The 23,601-nt window shown below is 65.7% G+C and carries 19 protein-coding genes; 16 read left to right on the top strand and 3 right to left on the bottom strand.

Features of this window, described 5'->3' with window-relative positions; genetic code table 11:
- Positions 1–120 precede the first annotated feature (120 nt).
- The 3 genes from AC1ZV1_RS29445 to AC1ZV1_RS29435 all read left to right on the top strand — a co-directional run bounded on the left by AC1ZV1_RS29445 (position 121) and on the right by AC1ZV1_RS29435 (position 2,541).
- On the top strand, positions 121–648 hold the full coding sequence (locus AC1ZV1_RS29445; RefSeq protein ID WP_484294834.1) for a hypothetical protein: 528 nt from the start codon (positions 121–123) through the stop codon (positions 646–648).
- 65 nt (positions 649–713) lie between these two features.
- Complete coding sequence (locus tag AC1ZV1_RS29440) at positions 714–1,391, top strand: hypothetical protein (protein WP_484294833.1); 678 nt, start codon at positions 714–716, stop codon at positions 1,389–1,391.
- Between the two features lie 106 nt (positions 1,392–1,497).
- Complete coding sequence (locus tag AC1ZV1_RS29435; protein ID WP_484294832.1) at positions 1,498–2,541, top strand: threonine aldolase family protein; 1,044 nt, start codon at positions 1,498–1,500, stop codon at positions 2,539–2,541.
- A gap of 242 nt (positions 2,542–2,783) precedes the next feature.
- Here the strand turns inward: AC1ZV1_RS29435 and AC1ZV1_RS29430 are convergent, their stop codons facing one another.
- Positions 2,784–3,101 carry a heavy metal-binding domain-containing protein gene (locus AC1ZV1_RS29430; RefSeq protein ID WP_484294831.1) on the bottom strand — a complete coding sequence of 106 codons (318 nt, stop codon included), beginning with the start codon at positions 3,099–3,101 and terminating at the stop codon, positions 2,784–2,786.
- A 912-nt stretch (positions 3,102–4,013) separates the two neighbouring features.
- Here AC1ZV1_RS29430 and fusA point away from each other — a divergent pair.
- Positions 4,014–6,062, top strand: a complete 2,049-nt coding sequence (fusA, locus tag AC1ZV1_RS29425) for an elongation factor G (RefSeq protein WP_484294830.1) — start codon at positions 4,014–4,016, stop codon at positions 6,060–6,062.
- 235 nt (positions 6,063–6,297) lie between these two features.
- Here fusA and gbcB read toward each other — a convergent pair whose 3' ends face one another.
- The gene (gbcB, locus tag AC1ZV1_RS29420) at positions 6,298–7,401 is read right to left on the bottom strand and encodes a glycine-betaine demethylase subunit GbcB (protein WP_484294829.1); all 1,104 of its coding nucleotides are present in this window, start codon (positions 7,399–7,401) and stop codon (positions 6,298–6,300) included.
- A 426-nt stretch (positions 7,402–7,827) separates the two neighbouring features.
- Here gbcB and gbcA point away from each other — a divergent pair, with 426 nt between their 5' ends.
- The 9 genes from gbcA to AC1ZV1_RS29375 all read left to right on the top strand — a co-directional run bounded on the left by gbcA (position 7,828) and on the right by AC1ZV1_RS29375 (position 18,948).
- Positions 7,828–9,117, top strand: a complete 1,290-nt coding sequence (gbcA, locus tag AC1ZV1_RS29415; RefSeq protein ID WP_484294828.1) for a glycine-betaine demethylase subunit GbcA — start codon at positions 7,828–7,830, stop codon at positions 9,115–9,117.
- A 682-nt stretch (positions 9,118–9,799) separates the two neighbouring features.
- Positions 9,800–10,777, top strand: a complete 978-nt coding sequence (locus AC1ZV1_RS29410) for a dipeptidase (RefSeq protein ID WP_484294827.1) — start codon at positions 9,800–9,802, stop codon at positions 10,775–10,777.
- Positions 10,778–10,947: 170 nt separating this feature from the next.
- On the top strand, positions 10,948–11,478 hold the full coding sequence (locus AC1ZV1_RS29405; protein WP_484294826.1) for a DUF5943 domain-containing protein: 531 nt from the start codon (positions 10,948–10,950) through the stop codon (positions 11,476–11,478).
- 156 nt (positions 11,479–11,634) lie between these two features.
- Positions 11,635–13,695, top strand: a complete 2,061-nt coding sequence (gene dgcA / locus AC1ZV1_RS29400) for a dimethylglycine demethylation protein DgcA (RefSeq protein WP_484294825.1) — start codon at positions 11,635–11,637, stop codon at positions 13,693–13,695.
- Between the two features lie 181 nt (positions 13,696–13,876).
- The gene (gene dgcB / locus AC1ZV1_RS29395) at positions 13,877–15,844 is read left to right on the top strand and encodes a dimethylglycine demethylation protein DgcB (RefSeq protein WP_484294824.1); all 1,968 of its coding nucleotides are present in this window, start codon (positions 13,877–13,879) and stop codon (positions 15,842–15,844) included.
- 226 nt (positions 15,845–16,070) lie between these two features.
- A complete protein-coding gene (gene etfA / locus AC1ZV1_RS29390) occupies positions 16,071–17,303 on the top strand; it encodes an electron transfer flavoprotein subunit alpha (RefSeq protein WP_484294823.1) in 1,233 nt (410 codons plus the stop codon).
- Between the two features lie 98 nt (positions 17,304–17,401).
- Positions 17,402–18,178: an electron transfer flavoprotein subunit beta gene (gene etfB / locus AC1ZV1_RS29385; RefSeq protein WP_484294822.1), complete on the top strand. Its 777-nt coding sequence runs from the start codon at positions 17,402–17,404 to the stop codon at positions 18,176–18,178.
- Positions 18,179–18,424: 246 nt separating this feature from the next.
- A complete protein-coding gene (locus AC1ZV1_RS29380) occupies positions 18,425–18,655 on the top strand; it encodes a hypothetical protein (RefSeq protein ID WP_484294821.1) in 231 nt (76 codons plus the stop codon).
- Positions 18,652–18,948, top strand: a complete 297-nt coding sequence (locus tag AC1ZV1_RS29375; RefSeq protein WP_484294820.1) for a cell division protein ZapA — start codon at positions 18,652–18,654, stop codon at positions 18,946–18,948. Before AC1ZV1_RS29380 ends, AC1ZV1_RS29375 begins: the two co-directional genes overlap by 4 nt.
- Before the next feature lie 287 nt (positions 18,949–19,235).
- On the opposite strand, the gene AC1ZV1_RS29370 is transcribed toward AC1ZV1_RS29375, so the two are convergent.
- Positions 19,236–20,660, bottom strand: a complete 1,425-nt coding sequence (locus AC1ZV1_RS29370) for an aspartate ammonia-lyase (protein WP_484294819.1) — start codon at positions 20,658–20,660, stop codon at positions 19,236–19,238.
- 202 nt (positions 20,661–20,862) lie between these two features.
- Here AC1ZV1_RS29370 and AC1ZV1_RS29365 point away from each other — a divergent pair, with 202 nt between their 5' ends.
- The 3 genes from AC1ZV1_RS29365 (at position 20,863) to AC1ZV1_RS29355 (ending at position 23,492) form a co-directional block, all read left to right on the top strand.
- Positions 20,863–21,777 (top strand): LysR substrate-binding domain-containing protein, encoded by a 915-nt coding sequence (locus AC1ZV1_RS29365; RefSeq protein WP_045214108.1) that lies wholly within the window; start codon positions 20,863–20,865, stop codon positions 21,775–21,777.
- 126 nt (positions 21,778–21,903) lie between these two features.
- Complete coding sequence (locus AC1ZV1_RS29360; protein WP_484294818.1) at positions 21,904–22,491, top strand: RNA polymerase sigma factor; 588 nt, start codon at positions 21,904–21,906, stop codon at positions 22,489–22,491.
- Entirely contained in the window at positions 22,488–23,492 is a 1,005-nt protein-coding gene (locus AC1ZV1_RS29355) for a FecR family protein (RefSeq protein WP_484294817.1), read from the top strand. The genes AC1ZV1_RS29360 and AC1ZV1_RS29355 overlap by 4 nt, the downstream gene beginning before the upstream one ends.
- Positions 23,493–23,601: the final 109 nt, after the last annotated feature.

Here is a 23,601-nt window from a genome sequence, read left to right as displayed (position 1 = left end):
GTGCGTTTGCGACATGCCGTGAAAGGTGTAAAAGCGACCACGTGCGTGGAATTGCACGTGACGGCTGGTCAGAATGCGACATGCTCGCGCCAGGACGGCGCGGCCCGCGGAGCGGTATTGATGAAGCGTTTCTTTTTCTTGGGTTCGCTGGGGCTGAGCCTGCTGGTGCCGGGCATGTCGGCCTGGGGCATGTCGCGCCTGTTCGACGGCGACGCGCGGGTCTGGGTGCAAGGCCGGACGCTGTGCTTCGGCGGCGCGGCGTTCAAGTCGCCCGGCCTGTTCTTCAACCGCACGCTAAAGGTGGATGAACGGCAGGTGGCGGTGTATTCCATCGAAGTGGCGCGCGAGCCCTACGAGCCGTTCTGGTCGTCGGCCAGCCTCGAACCGGCACAGGGCGTGCCGCTGCGAGGCGACACCTGCTTCGCCTATGGCCGGGCGATTCCCGGTTTCAGCGAGAAAGTCCCGGCGCGCGCCCTGGAGCCGGGCCTGTACAACGTGACCGTCGGCGGTCACGACAGCGCAGGGGACGGCGCTCGGGCGACCTTCATGAAGACCTTCTGCCTGGCGTCGCGCGGCGACGGGCTGGCGGTCGTGGAGGCAGGCTACGACGAGAAAGCCGGCCGCTGGCTCTGCAAACCCGTGCCATGAAGCTGCCGATAGGAACCGCCTGGCCAAGGGACTAAACTGCGCGTCTCACGAAATGCGAGGACGCCATGAACCGCTCCCTGACTCTGCTTTCCGCCCTGCTGCTCACCGCGACGCTGCAGGGCTGTGGTGACGACAGCAAACCCGTCAAGGCCACCGCTCCCGAGGCCGCCAGCAACGCCGCCGCTACCCCGGCGGGCGACAGCTGCACCGGCCATGTGCTGGAGAAGGCGCTGCCGCCGACCAAGGCCATCTACGGCTATCCCTACCTGTCCCGCGAGTGCGGCTATGACGATGCCACCATCGTCTACGGCAAGGCCGATGGCAGCCAGCATCTGGTCGTGACCCTGACCGACACCGGTCTGCCGGCGCCGGGCGCCGACCAGCAGGGCGAGGCCGCCAAGCAGTACCTGGCCGCCCAGGCCAAGCTGCGCGACACCACCGCCAAGAACGTCTCGCTGCTCAACCAGGCGCGCCAGGCCGCCCTGCAGAACGGCACCGCCGCGCAATTCGGCGGCGAGCAATACCTGCCGGTGATCGACAGCACCCGCATGGGCGACCCGCTGGCCATCAGCGTGCCGAGCCCGGACGACAGGGCCGGCGAGTCCAGCCTGACCGGCCTGATCAAGGGCCGCTACGTGCTCAACATGACTTCGCCGGACAAGCCCAACGGCGGTACCGCCCAGTCCCTGCGCGAGCTGTTCGTACCCATCTCCGAGCAGATGGCACTGACCAAACTGCCCTGATCCATCCCGCGGCTTCCCGTGAGCGGGAGGCCTGCGCCCTCCGGTGGCGAGCGACTATCCGTTGCTACGCTGCTGTCTGACGTACAACGTTTTCCGAGGCCGCACCATGACCGACAACACCCAACAGTTCGCCAGCGACAACTATTCCGGCATCTGCCCCGAAGCCTGGGCGGCCATGGCCGAAGCCAACCGCGGCCACGAACGCGCCTACGGCGACGACCAGTGGACCGCCCGCGCTTCCGACTACTTCCGCGAGCTGTTCGAGACCGACTGCGAAGTCTTCTTCGCCTTCAACGGCACCGCGGCCAATTCCCTGGCCCTGGCGGCACTGTGCCAGAGCTATCACAGCGTGATCTGCGCCGAGACCGCCCACGTCGAGACCGACGAGTGCGGCGCGCCGGAGTTCTTCTCGAACGGCTCCAAGCTGCTCCTGGCGCGCACCGACGCGCAGGGCAAGCTGACGCCCGAGGCGATCCGTGAGATTGCCCTCAAGCGCCAGGACATCCACTACCCGAAGGCGCGCGTGGTCACCATCACCCAGGCCACCGAGGTCGGCACCGTCTACCGCCCGGACGAGCTGCAGGCGCTCAGCGCAACCTGCCGTGAGCTGGGCCTGCACCTGCACATGGACGGCGCGCGCTTCTCCAATGCCTGTGCCTTCCTCGGCGCGACGCCGGCCGAGCTGACCTGGAAGGCCGGCGTCGAGGTGCTCTGCTTCGGCGGCACCAAGAACGGCATGGCGGTGGGCGAGGCCATCCTGTTCTTCAATCGCGAACTGGCCGAAGGCTTCGACTACCGCTGCAAGCAGGCCGGCCAGCTGGCCTCGAAGATGCGCTTCCTTGCCGCGCCCTGGGTCGGCGTGCTGCAGGACGATGCCTGGCTGCACTACGCTAGCCACGCCAACCGCTGTGCACAGCTGCTGGCCGAGCGCGTCGCCGACGTGCCGGGCGTGCAATTGATGTTCCCGGTGGAAGCCAACGGCGTCTTCCTGCAGATGTCCGAGCCCGCCCTGGAAGCCCTGCGCCAGCTGGGTTGGCGCTTCTACACCTTCATCGGCGCCGGCGGTGCGCGCTTCATGTGCTCGTGGGATACCGAAATCGCACGTGTCGAGCAGCTGGCGGCGGATATCCGTAAGGTCATGGGCGCCTGAGTTGTCCCCAGGGGCTGGGGACGGTTGCTCGCGCAACCTGTCCCCAACCTGTGGATGAATGCCTGCAGGCCACGGGGGACGTTGCCTGCAATCCTCCGCTCAACTTTTGATCAAGACGGCTCTTCGTAGGAGCGAGCTTGCTCGCGAACCGCATTCCGCCGGATCCCACGGTATGAAGCGAATCTACGGTTGTTCGCGAGCAAGAACTAGGCGTCCCCCTCGCTCCTACAGGTTCAGCGCCGCTATATGCGCACCGCCGTCCCGCTCACGCTGACCATCAGCATGCTGCCGTTCTGTCCCACCACCTCGTAGTCCAGGTCGATGCCAACCACGGCATTGGCACCCAGTTCCTGCGCGCGCTCCTGCAGTTCCTCGAAGGCGATCTCCCGCGCCCTGCCGAGCTCCTTCTCATATGCGCCGGAGCGGCCGCCGATGATGTCGCGCAGGCCGGCGAACAGGTCGCGGAACACATTCGCGCCGAGGATCGCCTCGCCGACCACGATGCCGCGGTATTCCTGGATGGTCTTGCCTTCGAGGGTCGGCGTGGTGGTCAGGATCATGGGACTGGCTCCTCTGCTGGGGGAAATCCAGCATAGCCTCGCCCCCCACGGGCAGCCGCTCCGGCTGTGTTTCAGCGTTTGGCGAAAATCCGGGGGCAACCGTGTGATAAAGCTGTGGATAAGCTGGTGGAAAATGAGCGCGGCGTGGCACTTTCATGAACAGCGCCAAATCGTCCTTAATTTTCAACAAATCCCCGTCATTCGTGGCTTTCAGGCGTGGATGTGGGTGCTGTGGAGATCTCCACAGCCGCTGTGGAGGCATGCTTGTCCAACCTGTGGAAAAACTGTTGGGAGGTGTCTGCGAAGCTGATGCTGCGGGGTCTCCCAGAAGCTGGCTGTTTTCTGATCAATCCCCCATTTTCAATCACTTGCACGCCTGTGCATCGATTGCGCCGACATTTCTGTGCACGATCTTTCCACCGCTATCCCCGGTTTGTGTTGACCCTCTTGTGTGCCTCCTGTGGAAAACATCGCCACAACCAGGCCTGGCGGGGCTTCCAGAGGTTTGCTCAAAGATTGATCAGCGATCGGTGCAAATAACTGATCCGCTTTCACTTTTCCCCAATACCGGGAGCTGGGTGAAACGTTCCACAAAGCCTGTGGGGCGAATCTCGCAGAAGGTGTGGACAACCTGTACCCAGATCGCTGGAGGCCGCGCCGGACGCGCCCCTGCTTCGTCAGTACGTTTTTTGATCACATGGCGAAAGTCCCGCTGTTGCTGGCTTTCAGCGAATTTTCTGACGGGTTTTCCACATCGGCTGTGCAGCGTTCTGCCAGGAAGGTGTGGGCGAGTTGTGGATGGATCGCTGCAAGGCACGCTGTTGCTGGTCTGCGTCGAGCTGATCAATATTTGTCCAGGGGTGCAGAGCCTGCTGCCTATACTTCATTCACCCTGGGGGCGGGAGATTCAGCATGTCCAGTTACTCGGTGGAACAGATCCGCACCGTCGCCCTGGTCGGCCACGGTGACAGCGGCAAGACCCTGCTTGCCGAAGCGTTGCTGCAGCACAGCGGCGCCATTCCCAGCATGGGCTCGCTGGAGCGCGGCGACACCCTGTGCGACTCCGACCCGCTGGAGCGCGAGTACCATCACTCACTGGCTGCCGCCCTGGTGCACTTCGAGCACGAAGGCGCGCACGTCCGCCTGATCGACACCCCCGGTTATCCCGATTTCATCGGCCATGCGCTGCCGGCACTGGCGGCCGTGGAAACTGCGCTGGTGGTGGTCAACGCGCAGAACGGCATCGAGCTGAGCACCCGCCGCATGATGGACTGGGCCGGGGAGCGCGGGCTGTGCCGGATGCTGGTGGTGAACAGGATCGATGCCGAACGCGTCGATCTGCCAGCCTTGCTGGCGGGTTTGCGCGCGTCGTTCGGCAAGGAAGTACTGCCGATCAATCTGCCTGCCGGGGGCGGCACGCGGGTTGTGGATTGTTTCTTCAGTCCCGACGGCGAGGCTGACTTCTCCTCCGTGGCCGAGGCGCACCAGGCGCTGGTGGACCAGGTGGTGGAGGTGGACGAGGCGCTGATGGCGCATTACCTGGAGGAGGGCGAGGTGGCGCCCGAGGCGCTGCATGAACCCTTCGAGCGCGCCCTGCGCGAAGGTCACCTGATTCCGCTGTGCTTCGTCTCCGCCCGTACCGGCGCCGGCGTGCCTGAGCTGGCCAGCATCCTCGCGCGCTTGGCGCCCAACCCCACCGAGGGCAACCCGCCGCTGTTCCTGCGCACCGACGACAAGGGCGCCGAGCACCCGGTGAAATCCACTCCCGATCCGGCCGCCGCTGTGCTGGCCCATGTGTTCAAGGTGGTGATCGACCCCTTTGTCGGCCGTCTCGCGGTGTTCCGCGTGCACCAGGGCACGATCCGCCGGGAGATGCAGCTGTTCGCCGGCGATGGGCGCAAACCGTTCAAGGTTGGTCATTTATTGCGCCTGCAGGGAAAGAAACATGAAGAGGCGCCGTGGCTGATCCCCGGCGACTTCGGCGCGCTGAGCAAGGTCGATGAACTGGAATACGGCGTGGTGCTGCACGACTCCCACGACGAGGACCAGATCCACCTCAAGCCGCTGGATTTCCCCACGCCCATGCAGGGCTTGGCCATCGAGGCCAGCCGGCGCGGCGACGAGCAGCGCCTGGCGGAAATCCTCCAGCGCCTGCAGGCCGAAGATCCCTGTGTGCGCCTGGACTACAACGCTTCCACCCAGGAAACCGTGCTGCGCGGCATGGGCGAGTTGCACCTGCGCTACCTGCTGGAACGCATAGCCGGGCAATACAAGCTGGACGTGCAGACTCGCGCGCCCAGCGTGCCTTACCGCGAAACCGCGACCCGCAGCGCCGAAGGTCATAGCCGGCACAAGAAGCAGACCGGTGGGGCAGGGCAGTTTGGCGAGGTGTTCCTGCGCATCGAGCCGCTGCCACGCGGCGAGGGCTTCGCCTTCGTCGATGCGATCAAGGGCGGGGTGATTCCCGGCAACTTCATCCCCTCGGTGGAGAAGGGCGTGCGCTCGGCGCTGGCCGCCGGGCCGCTGGCCGGCTTCCCGGTGGAGGACGTGAAGGTCACGGTCTTCGACGGCAAGAGCCATTCAGTGGACTCCAAGGACATCGCCTTCCAGGCCGCCGGGCGCAAGGCCATGCTCGATGCGCTGCGCAATGCCGGCGGCATCGTGCTGGAGCCGGTGATGCAGATCGAGGTGACGACGCCGGAATCCCACCTGGGCGACATCACCGCCGATCTCACTGGGCGCCGTGGCCAGGTGCTGGGCACCGAGTCGCTGTCGGCCAGCGTTGCCCTGGTGCGCGGCCAGGTACCGCTGGCGGAGCTGGACGGTTACGCCAACCGGCTGAAATCCATCACCGCCGGTCAGGGTCTCTACAGCCTTTCTTCCAGCCATTACAGCGCCGTCCCACAGGACGTGCAGCAACGCTTGTCCAGCGGCTACAAGGCGGTCCCGGAAGAAGACTGAGCGAATGTGGATATTCGTCGCAGCCGGTGCTCGAAGAGGCCCGTGGTTGGGCCTCTACGCGCGCTTGTCCGGTGTGTTCGAAGGACAGGCGAAAGCCACGTGGCATGCGGGTTGCAGGCGGGATCGAGGCGGCCAGGCGGCTCGGCCGGAGGTGTCTCCGGCCTGGCGCCGGGACACCTTCAGCCTGTGGATAACTCAGTGGGTAACGTGTGGGGCAGGTGGGGGCAGGCTGTGATCAGTATTCGATCACCACGTCGCCCTTGGGCACGCTGCAGCAGGACAGGATGTAACCCTCGGCGACGTCTTCGTCGGTGATCCCACCGTTGTGTTCCATCTCGACCTCGCCGGAGCGCTTCATCACCTTGCAGGTACCGCAGATACCCATGCCGCAGGCCTTGGGGATGTGCAGACCGAGCTTGGCGGCGGCGGCGTGGACGGTTTCGCCCGGCGCGACGCGGATGCTCTTGCCGGTGTCGCAGAATTCCACCAGGTTCTGCTCGGCCAGCGGTACGGCCGGTGCCTCGGCGGCTTCGGCAGCCAGTTCCTTCACGTCGGCGCGCACTTCCGGCGGGGTCGGGCCGAAGGCTTCCTCGTGATAGCGCGACATGTCGTAGCCCTCGGCTTCGAGCAGGCGCTTGACCGCGTGCATGTAGGGCGTCGGGCCGCAGCAGAAGACCTCGCGCTCGAGGTAGTCCGGTGCCATCAATTGCAGCATCGCCTTGTTCAGGAAGCCCCGGTAGCCGGCCCAGGACTCGCCCATCTCGTACTTCTCGCAGACCAGGTACAGCTTGAAGTTGTTGATCCGCGAGTTCATGTGCTCCAGCTCGCGGTGATAGATGATGTCCTTGGGCGTGCGCGCGCTGTGCACGAAGACCATGTCGACGTTGGCGTTGGTGTCGAAGAACCAGCGCGACATGGACATCACCGGGGTGATGCCGACGCCGCCGGAGAGGAACAGCACCTTCTCGGCCGGGAAGTCGATGGCGTTGAAGTTGCCCACCGGCCCGTGCACCGGGATCTGGTCGCCTTCCTTGAGGTTGTCGTGCAGCCAGTTCGAGACCTTGCCGCCGGGCACGCGCTTGATGGTGATGGAGAAGCTGTAGGGCACCGAGGGCGAGCTGGAGATGGTGTAGGAACGCATGATCGGCTGGCCGTCGATCTCCAGCTCCAGGGTGACGAACTGCCCCGGCTTGAAGAAGAACATGATCGGCGCGTCGGCCATGAAGCAGAAGGTGCGCACATCCCAGGTTTCCTGGATGGCCTTCACGCAGCGCACCAGGTGGCGCCCGTTGGCCCAGGTCTGGGTGTTCACCGGGTTGAGGAAGTTGTTCGTCGACATGCTGTCTCTCCGCGCACGCGGGCCGTGCTGGGCCTGATGGGGCAGCGCCGGGGCCTGCTTGCCTGCTCGGTCTGAGCGTGGAAAGCACGGGGCCTTTCGGCATGCCTGATGGGACGGATTGTGTGCACGAGGATGGTCGCTGCATTTACCTGCCAACGACATTTGCATGCTTATCGCGACCTGCCGCCTGAGACGTGCCGTTGCGCGTCGGGAAATGATCTGGCCGTGTCGCCCATGGATAAGGGTAATCCGGGGTTGCGGCCCCACACTCAGCTCCATGCCGAGCAACCCCTTCCGGTTGAACGAGGACGGCGGGAAAGCGCACTCGGCGCGCTGCGCACCTGCCGCCACTGCCCTGCGTGGCACACCGTATCAGCCACTTATTTCCGCCGGCAGCCCGACCCGGCTGCGGCATGAGGACTAGCAATGGACGTCACCACTACCCTGAGTCTGGGCGATCCGCTGGAACCGGCCCGCAAGGCCACCGCCGAGATGCTGCGCAGCCGCGACCACAGCTTCTCGCTGCCGCAGCCCTTCTACAACGACGAGCGCCTGTTCCAGCTGGACATGCAGGAGATCTTCCACAAGGAGTGGCTGATCGCCGGCATGACCTGCGAAATCCCCGCCAAGGGCAACTTCCTCACCCTGCAGATCGGCGATAACCCGGTGATCGTCCTGCGCGGCGCGGAAGGACAGATCCACGCCTTCCACAACGTCTGCCGCCACCGCGGCTCGCGCCTGTGCGTGAGCGACAAGGGCAAGGTCGCCAAGCTGGTCTGCCCCTATCACCAGTGGACCTACGAGCTGGACGGCCGCCTGCTGTTCGCCGGCACCGAGATGGGCGCCGACTTCGACATGAAGGACTACAGCCTGAAACCGGTGAACGTGAAGACCGCCGGCGGCTACATCTTCATCTCGCTGTCGGAGAACCCGCCGGCCATCGATGACTTCCTGCGTACGCTCGAGCACTACATGGAGCCGTACGACATGGAGAACGCCAAGGTCGCGGTGCAGACCACGCTGCGCGAAAAGGCCAACTGGAAGCTGGTGCTGGAGAACAACCGCGAGTGCTACCACTGCAATGGTTCGCACCCGGAGCTGCTGAACACCCTGCTGGAGTGGGACGACGTCACCGACCCACGCGCCAGCCAGGCGTTCAAGGACCAGGTGTCGGCCTGTACCACCGCCTGGGATGCCGAGAAGATTCCCTACGCTCACGCCAGCTTCGGCCTGCGCAACCGCATCGTGCGCATGCCGCTGCTGCAGGGCACCGTGTCCATGACCATGGACGGCAAGCAGGGCAGCAAGAAGCTCATGGGCCGCATCCAGAATCCGGACCTGGGGTCGATGCGCATCCTGCACCTGCCGCACTCGTGGAACCACTGCATGGGCGACCATATGATCGTCTTCACCGTGTGGCCGGTCAGCGCGCAGGAAACCGTGGTCACCACCAAGTGGCTGGTGCACAAGGATGCGGTGGAAGGCGTCGACTACGACGTCGCCCGCCTGCGTGAAGTCTGGGACGCCACCAACGACCAGGACCGTCGCCTGGCGGAGGAGAACCAGCGCGGCATCAACTCCACCGCCTACCAGCCGGGGCCGTATTCCAAGACCTACGAGTTCGGCGTGATCAACTTCCTCGACTGGTACAGCGAGCGGATGCTGAACAACCTGGGAGAAGAGTCCGCCCACGCCCGCCTGGTCGCCGAGAAGTAAGCCCTGCCCCCCCAACGCCCCCGTTTCCGGGGGCGTTGTCGTTAGCGCTGTCGTTACTGAGGAAGCCACGTGGACGCCATGCTTTTCTACAGCAGCTCCGCCTTCGTCACCGGCCTGGTGGCGTGGAACCTCTTTGCCTGCTGGCGCAAGCGCTGACGCCGGTTGCTCTTCGTGGGAGCGAGCTTGCTCGCGAACCTCTCCCCGGCGGGCTCGGTGCCGCCGCCGTAAACCCTCTCCCCGGCCCTCTCCCTGAAGGGAGAGGGAGTCAGATCGCGCCGGCTGGGAGTTTGGAGCTCCCTGCTGCGTAGCTATCGGCGATACGGTGGTTTCATATGAGCTCCGAACTCACCGCCGCTCCACTCAGTCCCCGCTCCCTTCGGAGCGGGGCGCGTAGCCAGGGTTAGGGAGAGGGCGCTCTTGGCTCTTGCGCCGTGCCCGCCAGCAAGAGCGTTCGCGAGCAAGCTCGCTCCTTCATCCCCTGCGCCCCCGTAATTCGCGGCCTCCATCCCCCGCATTCCCCATCGCGACGCAAACGCTGTCGCCCATGTCGCCGGCTTGACGCTTTCGGTATGACCCTGGTCGTTTTCGAACCGGGTCGCCTCCGGGGGCAGGGATATCCTGCCTGCAAAGCGTCGGCACAAGTCCCGCCGCAACCGCCTTGCCTGAATAGAGAGACGCCAAGATGAGCCCAGCCGAACTTCACGCCGACAGCATCGTCATCGATGGCCTGATCATCGCCAAGTGGAACCGCGAGCTGTTCGAAGACATGCGCAAGGGCGGCCTGACCGCCGCCAACTGCACCGTGTCGGTTTGGGAAGGTTTCCAGGCCACGGTGAACAACATCGTCGCCAGCCAGAAGCTGATCCGCGAGAACAGCGACCTGGTGATCCCGGTACGCACTACCGCCGATATCCGCCGCGCCAAGGAGCAGGGCAAGACCGGCATCCTCTTCGGATTCCAGAACGCCCACGCGTTCGAGGACCAGCTCGGCTACGTGGAGATCTTCAAACAGCTGGGCGTGGGCATCGTGCAGATGTGCTACAACACCCAGAACCTGGTCGGCACCGGCTGCTACGAGCGCGACGGCGGCCTCTCCGGCTTCGGCCGCGAGATCGTCGCGGAGATGAACCGCGTTGGCATCATGTGCGACCTGTCCCACGTCGGCTCCAAGACCTCCGAGGAAGTCATCCTCGAGTCGAAGAAGCCCGTCACCTATTCCCACTGCCTGCCGTCGGGCCTCAAAGAGCACCCGCGCAACAAGTCCGACGCCGAGCTGAAGTTCATCGCTGACCACGGCGGCTTCGTCGGCGTGACCATGTTCGCCCCCTTCCTCGCCAAGGGCATCGACTCGACCATCGACGACTACGCCGAAGCCATCGAGTACGTGATGAACATCGTCGGCGAGGACGCCATCGGCATCGGCACCGATTTCACCCAGGGCCACGGCCAGGACTTCTTCGAGTGGCTGACCCACGACAAGGGGTACGCCCGCCGCCTCACCAACTTCGGGAAGATCGTCAACCCGCTGGGCATCCGCACCGTGGGTGAATTCCCCAACCTCACCGAGACCCTGCTCAAGCGCGGCATGCCCGAGCGCGTGGTGCGCAAGGTCATGGGCGAGAACTGGGTGCGCGTCCTCAAGGACGTCTGGGGCGAGTGATTCAACCTCAACAGCGCCCTCTCCCCCAGCCCCTCTCCCGCAAGCGGGAGAGGGGAGCAGAGCCGCCGGCATGCACTTGACCTTCCGCATGCACGGATAGCTCCCTCTCCCTTCAGGGAGAGGGCTGGGGAGAGGGCAACCGCACACACGAATTCTGGAGTCTTGCCACCATGGCCAAACACGCCCCCGAACTGCCCATCGAAGTCGACAGCGAAACCGGCGTCTGGACCACCGACGCCCTGCCGATGCTCTACGTACCGCGGCACTTCTTCGTCAATAACCACATGGGCATCGAGGAAGAGCTGGGCGCCGAGCGCTATGCGCAGATTCTCTACAAGGCCGGCTACAAGTCCGCCTGGCACTGGTGCGAGAAGGAAGCCGAGTGCCACGGGCTGGCCGGCGTGGACGTCTTCGAGCACTACATGAAGCGCCTGTCCCAGCGCGGCTGGGGCCTGTTCCAGATCGAGCAGATCGACCTCGATGCGGGCACCGCCCAGGTGCGTCTGAAGCACTCGGCCTTCGTGTACGTCTACGGCAAGGTCAACCGCAAGGTCGACTACATGTTCACCGGCTGGTTCGCCGGCGCCATGGACCAGATCCTCCAGGCGCGCGGCAGCGACCTCCGCACCGTGGCCGAGCAGGTCTACAGCGGCGCCGAGGACGGCCACGACGACGGCCTGTTCGTCGTCAAACCCCTCTAACAACCCCATTCAATCGAGATTGAAAACGTAGCGAGCGAAGGGTAGGCGAGGCGGAGGCTGAATCGAAAAGCAGAGTTTACGAGCAGTAAATGAGCATTTTCGATTCAGCCTCCAACGCTGCATAACCGAGCGCAGTAGTTTTCAGAGGATGCCGCAATGGCTTTCGAGGCAATGTTCCAGCCGATCCAGATCGGCAAACTGACCATCCGCAACCGCGTGCTCTCCACCGCCCACGCCGAGGTCTACGCCACCGACGGCGGCATGACCACCGAGCGCTACGTGAAGTACTACGAGGAGAAGGCCAAGGGGGGCATCGGCCTGGCCATCTGCGGCGGTTCCTCCGTGGTCGCCATCGACAGCCCACAGGAATGGTGGAGCTCGGTGAACCTCTCCACCGACCGCATCATCCCGCACTTCCAGAACCTGGCCGACGCCATGCACAAGCATGGCGCCAAGATCATGATCCAGATTACCCACATGGGCCGCCGCTCGCGCTGGGATGGCTTCAACTGGCCGACCCTGATGTCGCCCTCGGGCATCCGCGAGCCGGTGCACCGCGCCACCTGCAAGACCATCGAGCCGGAAGAGATCTGGCGGGTGATCGGCAACTACGCCCAGGCGGCACGTCGGGCGAAGGAAGGCGGCCTGGACGGCGTCGAGCTGTCCGCTGTGCACCAGCACATGATCGACCAGTTCTGGAGCCCGCGCGTCAACAAGCGGACCGACGAGTGGGGCGGCACCTTCGAGGGCCGCATGAAGTTCGGCCTGGAAGTGCTCAAGGCCGTGCGCAAGGAAGTCGGCGATGACTTCTGCGTCGGCATGCGCATCTGCGGTGACGAGTTCCACCCGGACGGCCTCACCCACGATGACATGAAGCAGATCGCCAAGTACTACAGCGACACCGGCATGATCGACTTCATCGGCGTGGTCGGCTCGGGCTGCGACACCCACAACACCCTGGCCAACGTCATCCCGAACATGACCTACCCGCCGGAACCCTTCCTGCACCTGGCCGCCGGCATCAAGGAAGTGGTCAACGTGCCGGTGCTGCACGCGCAGAACATCAAGGACCCGAACCAGGCCACGCGCATCCTCGAAGGCGGCTACGTGGACATGGTCGGCATGACCCGCGCGCACATCGCCGACCCGCACCTTATCGCCAAGATCAAGATGGGCCAGGTCGACCAGATCAAGCAGTGCGTCGGCGCCAACTACTGCATCGACCGCCAGTACCAGGGCCTGGACGTGCTGTGCATCCAGAACGCCGCCACCTCCCGTGAATACATGGGTGTGCCGCACATTATCGAGAAGACCACCGGCCTGAAGCGCAAGGTCGTGGTCGTCGGTGGCGGCCCGGCCGGCATGGAGGCGGCGCGCGTCGCCGCCGAGCGGGGGCACGACGTCACCCTGTTCGAGAAGAAGGAGCAGCTCGGCGGGCAGATCACCACGGCATCGAAAGCCCCGCAGCGCGACCAGATCGCCGGCATCACCCGCTGGTACCAGCTGGAGCTGGCGCGACTGAACGTCGACCTGCGCCTGGGCACCGGCGCGGACGCCGACACCATCCTTGACCTGCGTCCAGACGTGGTGGTGCTGGCCAACGGCGGCCATCCGTTCCTGGAGCAGAACGAGCACTGGGGCGCCGCCGACGGGCTGGTCGTCAGCAGCTGGGACGTGCTCGACGGCACGGTCGCGCCGGGGAAGAACGTGCTGGTCTACGACACCATCTGCGAATTCAGCGGCATGTCGGTGGCGGATTTCCTCGCCGACAAGGGCGCCCAGGTCGAGATCGTCACCGACGACATCAAGCCGGGCGTGGCCATCGGCGGCACCACCTTCCCGACCTACTACCGCAGCATGTACCCCAAGGAAGTGATCATGACCGGCGACCTGATGCTGGAGAAGGTCTACCGCGAGGGCGACAAGCTGGTGGCGGTGCTGGAGAACGAATACACCGGCGCCAAAGAGGAGCGGGTGGTCGACCAGATCGTCGTGGAGAACGGCGTGCGTCCGGACGAGAGCCTGTATTACGCGCTCAAGCAGGGCTCGCGCAACAAGGGCCAGATCGACGTCGAGGCGCTGTTCGCGATCAAGCCGCAGCCGTGCCTCAGCGAGCCGGGCGACGGCTACCTGCTGTTCCGCATCGGCGACTGCGTGGCCCAGCGCAACACCCACGCCGCGATCTATGACGCACTGCGTCTGTGCAAGGACTTCTAAGACATGGCTCGTGATGTCCGGTAGGCACGGACTGCCCCTCTCCCTTCAGGGAGAGGGTTGGGGAGAGGGCGGTGGGCGGAGTGACTGAGCCGGCCGGAAACACCCTCTCCCCCCGCCCTCTCCCGCTTGCGGGAGAGGGAGCTTGCCCAGTGCCCCCTGAGGTCCCGTAGGGAGACCAGAAATGCTCAACATCATCCTCCCCATCCTGCTCTTCGCCGCCCTCGGCCTTGCCGTGCTGGGTGCCGTGAAGCGCTTCGCGATGTGGCGTCGTGGCCGGCCCGCCCAGGTCGACTGGGTCGGCGGCCTGCTGAAGATGCCGCGCCGCTACCTGGTGGACCTGCACCACGTGGTCGAGCGCGACAAGTACATGTCCAGGACCCACGTGGCCACCGCCGGCGGCTTCGTGCTCGCCGCGCTGCTGGCCATCGTCGTGCATGGCTTGGGCCTGCATAGCCGGATTCTCGGTTTCGCCCTGCTGGCCGCCACCGCGCTGATGTTCTGCGGCGCGCTGTTCGTCGCCAAGCGCCGCCTCGACCCGCCCTCGCGCCTGTCCAAAGGCCCGTGGATGCGCCTGCCGAAAAGCCTGCTGATGTTCTCGGCGAGCTTCTTCATCGCCACCCTGCCGGTGGCCGGCATCCTGCCGGAGGGTTTCGGTGGCTGGTTCCTCGCCGCCATCCTCGCCGTCGGCGTGGCCTGGGGCGTGTCCGAGCTGTTCTTCGGCATGACCTGGGGCGGGCCGATGAAGCACGCCTTCGCTGGCGCCCTGCACCTGGCCTGGCACCGCCGCGCCGAACGCTTCGGTGGCGGCCGCTCCACCGGCCTGAAGCCGTTGGACCTAAACGATCCCATGGCGCCGCTGGGCGTCGAGAAGCCCACTGATTTCACCTGGAACCAGTTGCTGGGCTTCGACGCCTGCGTGCAGTGCGGCAAGTGCGAGGCCATGTGCCCGGCCTTCGCCGCTGGCCAGCCGCTGAACCCGAAGAAACTTATCCAGGACATGGTCATCGGCCTGGCCGGCGGCAATGACGCCCACTTCGCCGGCTCCCCGTATCCCGGCAAACCGCTCGGCGAACACTGCGGCGGCCCGCACCAGCCCATCGTCGCCCTGGACGGCAAGGCGCTGGTGGATGCCGAGACCCTCTGGTCCTGCACCACCTGCCGCGCCTGCGTCGAGGAATGCCCGATGATGATCGAGCATGTCGACGCCATCGTCGACATGCGCCGTCACCTGACTCTGGAAAAAGGTGCGACTCCGAACAAGGGCGCCGAGGTGCTGGAAAACCTGATCGCCACCGACAATCCCGGCGGCTTCAACCCCGGCGGTCGCCTGAACTGGGCAGCGGACCTGAACCTGCCGCTGATGAGCGACAAGCAGCAGGCCGACGTGCTGTTCTGGGTCGGTGACGGCGCCTTCGACATGCGTAACCAGCGCACGTTGCGCGCCTTCGTGAAGATCCTCAAGGCCGCCAACGTCGACTTCGCCGTGCTTGGCCTGGAAGAGCGTGACAGCGGCGACGTGGCCCGCCGCCTGGGTGACGAAGCCACCTTCCAGATCCTCGCCAGGCGCAACATCGCCACCCTGGCCCAGTACCGCTTCAAGCGCATCGTCAGCTGCGACCCTCACAGCTTCCACGTGCTGAAGAACGAATACGGCGCCCTCGGCGGCAACTACCAGGTACTGCATCACACCACCTTCATCGATGAGCTGGTGCAGAAGGGTTCGCTGAACCTCGGCCAGAGCAAGGCCGACAGCGTGACCTACCACGATCCGTGCTACCTCGGCCGCTACAACGGCGAGTACGAAGCGCCGCGCAACGTGCTCAAGGCCATCGGCATCGAGGTCAAGGAAATGGAACGCTCCGGCTTCCGCTCGCGCTGCTGCGGCGGTGGTGGCGGCGCGCCGATCACCGACATCCCCGGCAAGCAGCGGATTCCCGACATGCGCATGGCGGACATCCAGTCAACCGGCGCCGAGCTGGTGGCCGTGGGCTGCCCGCAGTGCACCGCGATGCTCGAAGGCGTGGTCGCGCCGCGCCCGGAGATCAAGGACATTGCCGAACTGGTCGCCGAGGTCCTCATCGAGGCCACCGAGGTGCCGGCAAAAAAGCCCTCGCTGGCGCGTCGTGAAGAAGCGGTGGAGGTGCATTGATGAATGCCTTTCTGATGGCGCAAGGTCCTTGCTCCCTCTCCCTAACCCTCTCCCTGAAGGGAGAGGGGACCGTCCGTGCAGTGACGAACCGCAGTTTTAGCCGGATATCCCGCTGCACCGAATTGCCTACAGGCCCCATCCCCCACAGAGCAGCACGGATAGCTCCCTCTCCCTTCAGGGAGAGGGCGGGGGAAGAGGGTAGCCGCAGCCAAAGGAAGTATTTCGCATGAGCGACATCATCCGCCGCGACCCGCGCGCCGAGTGGATCGCCCGCAATCGCCTGCACCCGCTGCACGCGGCCATGCAATCGGCCCAGGGCGGCGAGAGCCGCTGGATGGGCCCCCACGGCGTGGTGCGCAAGAACCCCCATGCGGTCGGCTTCATCGGGCCCCATGGCGTCAAGCGAATCGATCGCTCCGGTGGCCAGCAGGGCACCGGTGGCAAGCGCAGCAGCGCGCCGGACCTGGTGCAGCTGCCGCTGGTGATCCTCGAACAACCGGCGTTCCTGATCGCCGTGGTGCCGGACATGGTTGGCGGCCGCCTTTCCAGCCACGACCGCGACCTGCTGGGCCTGGCTCGCAAGCTTGCCGGCAGCGACGGCGCGGTGCTGGCCGTGGTGTTCGGCGAGCACAAGGAGTCCGCCTTCGATACCGCGGGCGTCGACCGCCTGCTGCTGGTAGAAGGCAACGAGTACGACGGCTACGCGCCGGAACAACGGGTGCTGGCGCTGCGCTCGGTCAACAGCCAGTTCGCCCCGCGCCACTGGCTGCTGCCGGACAGCCGCAGCGGTGGCGGCGAACTGGGCCGCCGGTTGGCCGCCAGCCTGGGCGAGCGCCCGGCGACCCGCGTCTGGCAGGCCGAAGGCGAGCGCTGCGTCGGTCGTGCCGGCGCTGGCCAGCAGGACTTGCACCGCGAGCTGCCGCGCCTGATCCTGGCCGCCGCCGAGTGCGCGGAGCCGGTCAGCGAGACCCGCCACGAAGCCCGCATCGTAGAACTTGAAAGCAGCGTTGCGCGCAACATCCCGCGCATCGAGGACCTCGGCCCGGTGGCCGTGGACCCAGCGCAGATCCCGATGGCCGAGGCCGAGTTCATCCTCTCCGGCGGCAACGGCGTGAAGGACTGGGACCTGTTCCACCGCGCCGCTATTGCCCTCGGCGCCACCGAAGGTGCTTCCCGCGTGGCGGTGGACGACGGCCACATGCCGCGCGCCCGCCAGGTGGGCGCCACCGGCACCTGGGTCACCGCGCGGGTGTACCTCGCCGTCGGCATCTCCGGAGCGATCCAGCACCTGCAGGGCATCGGCTCCTGCGACAAGGTGGTGGCAATCAACATGGACCCGGGCTGCGACATGATCAAACGCGCCGACCTCTCGGTGATCGGCGACTCCGCGGCGATCCTCAAGGCGCTGATGGCCCTGGCCGACGCCCATCGCAACGGAGCGGCGCGCGATGCTGCGTGAGCCCGGGATGCTCTTCTCAGGAGCGAGCGTGCTCGCGAACCTGGCTGGCCAGAAGCTTCGCGAGCACGCTCGCCCCTGCACCGGTTCTGAGGTGTCTCATGAATGACCTGAACATCGTCGCCCTGGTGTCCATCGGCGCCCACCCGGCGTCCGGCCGCGCGCGCCGCGCCGACCAGGACGCCCGTGCAGTGGAGCTGGGCATGAGCCTCGCCGGCAAGCGTCTGCGTGTGGTGCATGCCGGTGACGCTGGCGAGGAAGCGCTGCGCGGCTACCTCGGCATGGGCCTGGACGAACTGGCGGTGCTGGAGCAGCCCGCTGGCGCCGACGCCCTGCCGGCGCTGGCGGCCTATCTCGGCGACAGCGACGCGCAATTGGTACTCACCGGCACCCAGGCGGAAACCGGTGAAGGCTCCGGCATGCTGCCCTTCCTGCTGGCCGAGCGCCTGGGCTGGCCGCTGGTGGTCGGCCTGGCGGAAGTGGAGAGGGTGGAAGGTGGCAGCGCCCAGGTGCTGCAGGCTCTGCCCCGTGGTCAGCGCCGTCGGCTGAAGGTGCGCCTGCCCTTCGTCGCCAGCGTCGACAATGCCGCGCCGATGGCGCGCCAGAGTGCCTTCGGGCCGGCCCGCCGCGGCTACCTGGAAGCCCATGAGGTGGAGGTGGTGGACGACCCGCTGCTCGCTGAAGGCAACCTGCAACCGGCGCGCCCGCGCCCCAAGCGCCTGAAGGTGATCAAGGCGAAGACCGGTGCCGAGCGCATGAAGGCCGCCACCGCCAAGGCCTCCGGCGGTACGGGGCAGGTGCTCAAGGACGTTACGCCCGAAGCAGGTGCTGAGGCGATCTTCAAGCTGCTGCGCGAAGAGGGCGTGATCCGCGTGTGACGCTGCGCTGCCTGTAGGAGCGTCCCATGGGCGCACCTACAGGAGTCTGCGCCCGCGAACCGTGCAGGCAATTCTCCGGTCCAAATTGCACTGGAGCGCGGAAATCATTGAATTAACACGAGAATAATCTCGTAAGCTATTGAATTGACAGCATACGGCTTGTCAGAAGATTCCCGTTTCTGCTGGCCCCGCCGCGCCCCTTTCTTTATCCTCCGCACCCTTTGAAAAGGCTTTGCGGAGGCTCCCATGCTTGATTCCACCCTCGAACAACTTGAACAGCTGGTCGCCGAACTGCTGCAGCAGAACGACGTGCTGGTGCAGGACAACGCCGCGGTGCGTGAAGAGCTGCTCAAGGCCCGTGAGGAAAACGACAGCCTGCAGCTGTCCCTGATGGAACAGGAAGAGAAGCATAACGCCACGGCCACCCGCCTGCAGGCGCTGATCCGCCGCGTCAGCGACAGCCGCGCCCACGCATGAGTGGCGACGGCGTCCGCGTCCTGCGCATCCTCGGGCGCGAATACAGCGTCCGGGCGCCGGCCGGTGAAGAGCGCCGGCTGCAGGACGCGGCCGCGCTGTTGCAGGCGGAGATCAACGCCAGCAAGAAGAAATTCCCCTATGTCACCAGCAATGAACTGATGGTGCTCTCCGCGCTCAACCTCTGCGCCCGCCAGCTCGGCGCGCAGGATGAGACGTGCGACGAGGCGGACGCCGTAGAGCGTATCGCCGCCCTCAACCGCCGGATTCTCGATCATCTGCAACGGCAGGATTGATCCCCGCGCGTCTCTTCTTGCACAGCCTGCGCATCGCGGATGACGTTCGCGGTGCATTGTGTCGTGCCCAAATTGCAGGCAAAAAAAAGGGGACACCGGGGTAAGCGGTGTCCCTTCTAAAGGAGAGTGGGCCAAGAGGCCCCTCAACCGGTGAGACGTGGCGCTTTGGACAGGTCCGCCGCGCCGGGCATAAAAGAAGGGAGTGGGGGTAACCAATCCCTGAAAGGTGAGGAAGGAGTACTCCCCCTCAACCGGTGAGACGTGCCCGGCTCGCGCCGGGCGGGTGATCAGGCGCGCAGCGGAATCAGGCGCGGGGCGATCATGTTTTCCGGCAGCAGGATGTCGGCCAGGGTGGCTTCGTCCAGCAGTTGTTCCTCGCGAACCAGTTCCAGTACGCCGCGGCCGGTTTCCAGCGCAGTCTTGGCGATACGGGTGGAGTTCTCGTAGCCGATGTACGGGTTCAGCGCGGTGACCAGGCCGATGCTGTGTTCCACCAACTGGTGGCAGCGCTCGACGTTGGCGGTAATGCCGGTGATGCAATGCTCGCGCAGCATGTCCATGGCGCGCTGGAGCAGGCGGATCGAGTCGAAGATCTTGTAGGCGATCAGCGGCTCCATCACGTTCAGCTGCAGCTGGCCACCTTCGGCCGCGATGGTCAGTGCCAGGTCGTTGCCCATGATTTCGAAGGCGCACATGTTCACGGCCTCCGGGATCACCGGGTTGACCTTGCCCGGCATGATCGAGCTGCCCGGCTGACGCGGCGGCAGGTTGATCTCGTTGATGCCGGTGCGCGGACCGCTGGACAGCAGGCGCAGGTCGTTGCAGATCTTCGACAGCTTGACTGCGGTGCGCTTGAGCATGCCGGAGAACAGCACGAAGGCGCCCATGTCGGAGGTGGCTTCGATCAGGTCGGCGGCCGGAACAACCGGGTGACCGCTGATTTCAGCCAGGCGCTCGACCGCCAGCTTCTGGTAGCCGGGGTCGGCGTTGATGCCGGTGCCGATCGCGGTGCCGCCGAGGTTCACTTCGGTCAGCAGTTCCGGTGCCAGGCGACGCAGGCGGTCGAGGTCTTCGCCCAGGGTGGTGGCGAAGGCGTGGAATTCCTGGCCGAGGGTCATCGGCACCGCGTCCTGGAGCTGGGTACGGCCCATCTTCAGTACGCCGGCGAACTCGACGCCCTTGGCAGCGAAGGCCTGGATCAGGCTGTCGAGGCTGGCCAGCAGGGTGTCGTGGCCGAGCAGCAGGCCCAGGCGGATGGCGGTCGGGTACGCGTCGTTGGTCGACTGCGCCATGTTCACATCGTTGTTCGGGTGCAGGTACTTGTACTCGCCCTTGGTGTGACCCATCGCTTCGAGGGCGATGTTGGCGATCACTTCGTTGGCGTTCATGTTGGTGGAAGTACCAGCACCGCCTTGAATCATGTCCACCACGAACTGGTCGTGGAAATCACCGCGGATCAGGCGAGCGCAGGCTTCGCTGATGGCGGCGTGTTTCTCGTCGGACAGGTGACCCAGCTTGTGGTTGGCATCGGCCGCGGCCTGCTTGACCATCGCCAGCCCAACGACCAGCTTGGGGTAGTGCGACAGCGGCACGCCCGAGAGACGGAAGTTGTTCACAGCGCGCAGGGTCTGAATGCCGAAGTAGGCGTCAGAAGGTACTTCGAGGGTGCCGAGGAGGTCTTTCTCGATGCGGAACGATGCAACAGGGGACATGACAGGGATTGTCTCAAAGGAACACGGCCAGTGCCGCGATGCCCGGTAGACTAGGGATTTCGCCTTTCGTCGGCCAATGCTGTTAAAGGCTGCCTCATGCACGAACGGCATAATGTACCCTGTGACGAACTGATGACGGCGAGCGTATGACTGTGCTACGCGCGCCCGGCTCTTGACCCCGTGTGACAGCGTTGGAGTTGACGTGAACCTCGAGACCAAATGGCTGGAAGACTTCAGCACCCTGGCCACCACCCGCAGTTTTTCCCAGGCCGCTGAAAAGCGCTTTGTCACCCAGCCCGCGTTCAGCCGGCGTATCCGCAGCCTGGAGGACGCCCTCGGGCTGACCCTGGTGAACCGCCAGCGCACGCCCATCGAGCTGACCGAGGCCGGCCAGTTGTTCCTGGTCACCGCCCGCGCGGTGGTCGAGCAGCTCGGCCAGGTGGTGCGCCACCTGCACCACCTGGAAGGCGGGCAGGGCGAGGTGCTGCAGTTTGCCGCCGCACACTCCCTGGCGCTGGGGTTCTTCCCCGCGTGGATTTCGCGCCTGCGCTCCGAGGGCCTGAACATTGCCAGCCGCCTGGTGGCGACCAACGTCGGCGAGGCGGTGCACCTGCTGCGTGAAGGTGGCTGCGACCTGATGATGGCCTTCTATGACCCGGACGCCGCGCTGCAGATGGACCCTGAGGTCTTTCCCTCGCTGCACCTGGGGCGCACCGAGATGCTGCCGGTGTGCGCGGTGAACTCCGCCGGGGTGCCGCTCTACGATCTGGACAGCGGCCAGAGCGTGCCGCTGCTGGCCTACAGCGCTGGCGCCTTCCTCGGACGCGGTGTGAACCTGCTGCTGCGCCAGCGCAACCTGCGCTACACCACCGTCTATGAAACGGCGATGGCCGACAGCCTGAAGAGCATGGCGCTGCAGGGCATGGGCGTGGCCTGGGTACCGCGTCTTAGCATGGAGTCGGAGCTGGCGCGCGGCGAGCTGGCGTTGTGCGGCGGCCCGCACTGGATAGTCCCACAGGAAATCCGCCTGTACCGCTGCGCCCTCGTGCGCAAGGCGCAGATCCGCCTGCTCTGGCGAAAGCTCGAAGGCGGCCTGGGGCTGGACGAGACGCCCTGATCCGCGGAACGGAGGCGGACGATCGGGGCTGTTCCGTTTATTTGATAAGAATTATCATTTACGGCTTTCCAGGGTCTTCCCCTCGCGCCGGCTTCGGTGCGGACCGCTGGCGAGCCTTCGTCCCCGATGTCCCATTCCGATCGCCCGGCCGACTCCCGTGCCGCGGACGCCCCGGCGCCCGCCGAGGCGTTGCCGCGCGAGGATTTCCTGCAGGTGTTCCTGTCCCAGCGCCCGCGCATGGAGGCCCTGGTGCAGCGCCGCGTCGGCTGCCGCGCCACGGCGGCGGACCTGGTGCAGGACCTGTTCCTGCGCTTCTGGAAGCGTCCCCAGGCACCGGTGGAAGAGCTCGGCAGCTATCTGTTGCGCAGCGCGCGCAACCTCGCCATCGATCACCTGCGCGGCGAAGACTCGCGCGGCCGCACCCTGAGCGCACTGCTGCCCGATGACGACGATGCGCAGCCGTCACCCGAGCAGGCGGTGCAGGCTGGCGCCGAGCTGGACCTGATAGAAGGTGCCCTGCGCCAGCTGCCTGAACGCACCCGCCATATTTTCCTGCTCAGCCGCGTGCACGGCCGCACCTACGGCGAGATCGCCATGGCCCTGGGGCTTTCCCAGAGCGCAGTGGAAAAACATATGATGCGCGCCCTCGATGCCTGCAAGGCGAGCCTGGTGCCCGCCGCGCCGGCCACTCACCGTGGAGCCGCCGACCGATGAAGCCCGACATTGCCACCTCGCCCGAAGACGCCCAGCGTCAGGCGCGCCAGTGGCTGCTGCGCCTGCAGGATCGCGGCGGCGAAGCCTGGCTGGGCGCTTTCCAGGCATGGCTGGCGGCTGATCCGCAGCATGCCCGCGCCTATGCCGAGGTCGATGCGCTGTGGCAGGCCAGCGCCGCACCAGCGCACCGGCTGGCGGCGGAAGAGGGCGATGCCTTGAACGCCTATCTGGCGCAGATGGACCGCCCCGCTGCGCGCCGCACGCAACGCAATCATCGGCGCTGGGCTTACCCGTCGGCCAGCGCTGCCTGCCTGCTGCTGATGCTCTGGGCTGGCGGCTGGTGGTCGCCGGGCCACTGGGTTACCGATCTGTCCGCCGACTACGTCAGCGCGCCGGGCGAGGTGCGCGAGATCGCTTTGGACGACGGCTCGCGCCTGACCCTGGACGCCGACAGCGCCGTCGCCGTGTCCCTGGACGGCGAGCAACGCCGCGTGGACCTCCTGCGCGGCGCCGCCTTCTTTGCCGTGAAGCATCTGTCCAAGCCTTTCGTGGTGCGTGTTGGCGATGCCGAAGCGCGGGTGCTCGGCACCGAATTCGAAGTCCGTCGCCTGGGCGGGCAGACCCGCGTCACCGTCGCCGAAGGCCGCGTCTCGGTACGTGGCAGCCATGCGGTGGGCGTGCCGGAAGTGGTGCTTGGCGCGGGCGAACGCATCGGTATCGACGGCACCCGGCTGGGCGACGCCCAACCCGCGGATGCACAGGCCACGCTGGCCTGGCGCCAGGGTTGGCTGACCTTCTACCGCGCGCCGCTGGGCGAGGTGCTGGAGCGTTTGGGCACTTACTACCCGGGTCGCATCGTGCTGCTCGATAACGAACTGGCGCAGCGCCGGGTCAGCGGCAGCTTCCGCAGCGCCGACCCGCAGGCGGCACTGGATTCGCTGCAGGCGGTGGTGGGTTTCCGCCAGCAGCCGCTGCTCGGGCGATTCGTACTGATTCGCTGAGCGCTGAAAATATTTTCGAAAAAGGGGTGAGGTACCGGGGCGGCTGCTCCGTGTAGTGGTCATGAATGCGATTTATTCGCATATGGAATCGACCTGTCGAGCAAGTGAG

The sequence above is a fragment of the Pseudomonas sp. BB438 genome (genome assembly GCF_057180225.1).
Note: the sequence above shows the minus strand (reverse complement) of the source record. Positions and strands in the feature narration are given on the sequence as shown.

Bases quoted from the DNA above. Each gene is read 5' to 3' on its own strand.
- AC1ZV1_RS29445 (WP_484294834.1), top strand. From the start codon at position 121: ATGAAGCGTTTCTTTTTCTTGGGTTCGCTGGGGCTGAGCCTGCTGGTG.
- AC1ZV1_RS29440 (WP_484294833.1), top strand. From the start codon at position 714: ATGAACCGCTCCCTGACTCTGCTTTCCGCCCTGCTGCTCACCGCGACG.
- AC1ZV1_RS29435 (WP_484294832.1), top strand. From the start codon at position 1,498: ATGACCGACAACACCCAACAGTTCGCCAGCGACAACTATTCCGGCATC.
- AC1ZV1_RS29430 (WP_484294831.1), bottom strand. From the start codon at position 3,101: ATGATCCTGACCACCACGCCGACCCTCGAAGGCAAGACCATCCAGGAA.
- fusA (WP_484294830.1), top strand. From the start codon at position 4,014: ATGTCCAGTTACTCGGTGGAACAGATCCGCACCGTCGCCCTGGTCGGC.
- gbcB (WP_484294829.1), bottom strand. From the start codon at position 7,401: ATGTCGACGAACAACTTCCTCAACCCGGTGAACACCCAGACCTGGGCC.
- gbcA (WP_484294828.1), top strand. From the start codon at position 7,828: ATGGACGTCACCACTACCCTGAGTCTGGGCGATCCGCTGGAACCGGCC.
- AC1ZV1_RS29410 (WP_484294827.1), top strand. From the start codon at position 9,800: ATGAGCCCAGCCGAACTTCACGCCGACAGCATCGTCATCGATGGCCTG.
- AC1ZV1_RS29405 (WP_484294826.1), top strand. From the start codon at position 10,948: ATGGCCAAACACGCCCCCGAACTGCCCATCGAAGTCGACAGCGAAACC.
- dgcA (WP_484294825.1), top strand. From the start codon at position 11,635: ATGGCTTTCGAGGCAATGTTCCAGCCGATCCAGATCGGCAAACTGACC.
- dgcB (WP_484294824.1), top strand. From the start codon at position 13,877: ATGCTCAACATCATCCTCCCCATCCTGCTCTTCGCCGCCCTCGGCCTT.
- etfA (WP_484294823.1), top strand. From the start codon at position 16,071: ATGAGCGACATCATCCGCCGCGACCCGCGCGCCGAGTGGATCGCCCGC.
- etfB (WP_484294822.1), top strand. From the start codon at position 17,402: ATGAATGACCTGAACATCGTCGCCCTGGTGTCCATCGGCGCCCACCCG.
- AC1ZV1_RS29380 (WP_484294821.1), top strand. From the start codon at position 18,425: ATGCTTGATTCCACCCTCGAACAACTTGAACAGCTGGTCGCCGAACTG.
- AC1ZV1_RS29375 (WP_484294820.1), top strand. From the start codon at position 18,652: ATGAGTGGCGACGGCGTCCGCGTCCTGCGCATCCTCGGGCGCGAATAC.
- AC1ZV1_RS29370 (WP_484294819.1), bottom strand. From the start codon at position 20,660: ATGTCCCCTGTTGCATCGTTCCGCATCGAGAAAGACCTCCTCGGCACC.
- AC1ZV1_RS29360 (WP_484294818.1), top strand. From the start codon at position 21,904: ATGTCCCATTCCGATCGCCCGGCCGACTCCCGTGCCGCGGACGCCCCG.
- AC1ZV1_RS29355 (WP_484294817.1), top strand. From the start codon at position 22,488: ATGAAGCCCGACATTGCCACCTCGCCCGAAGACGCCCAGCGTCAGGCG.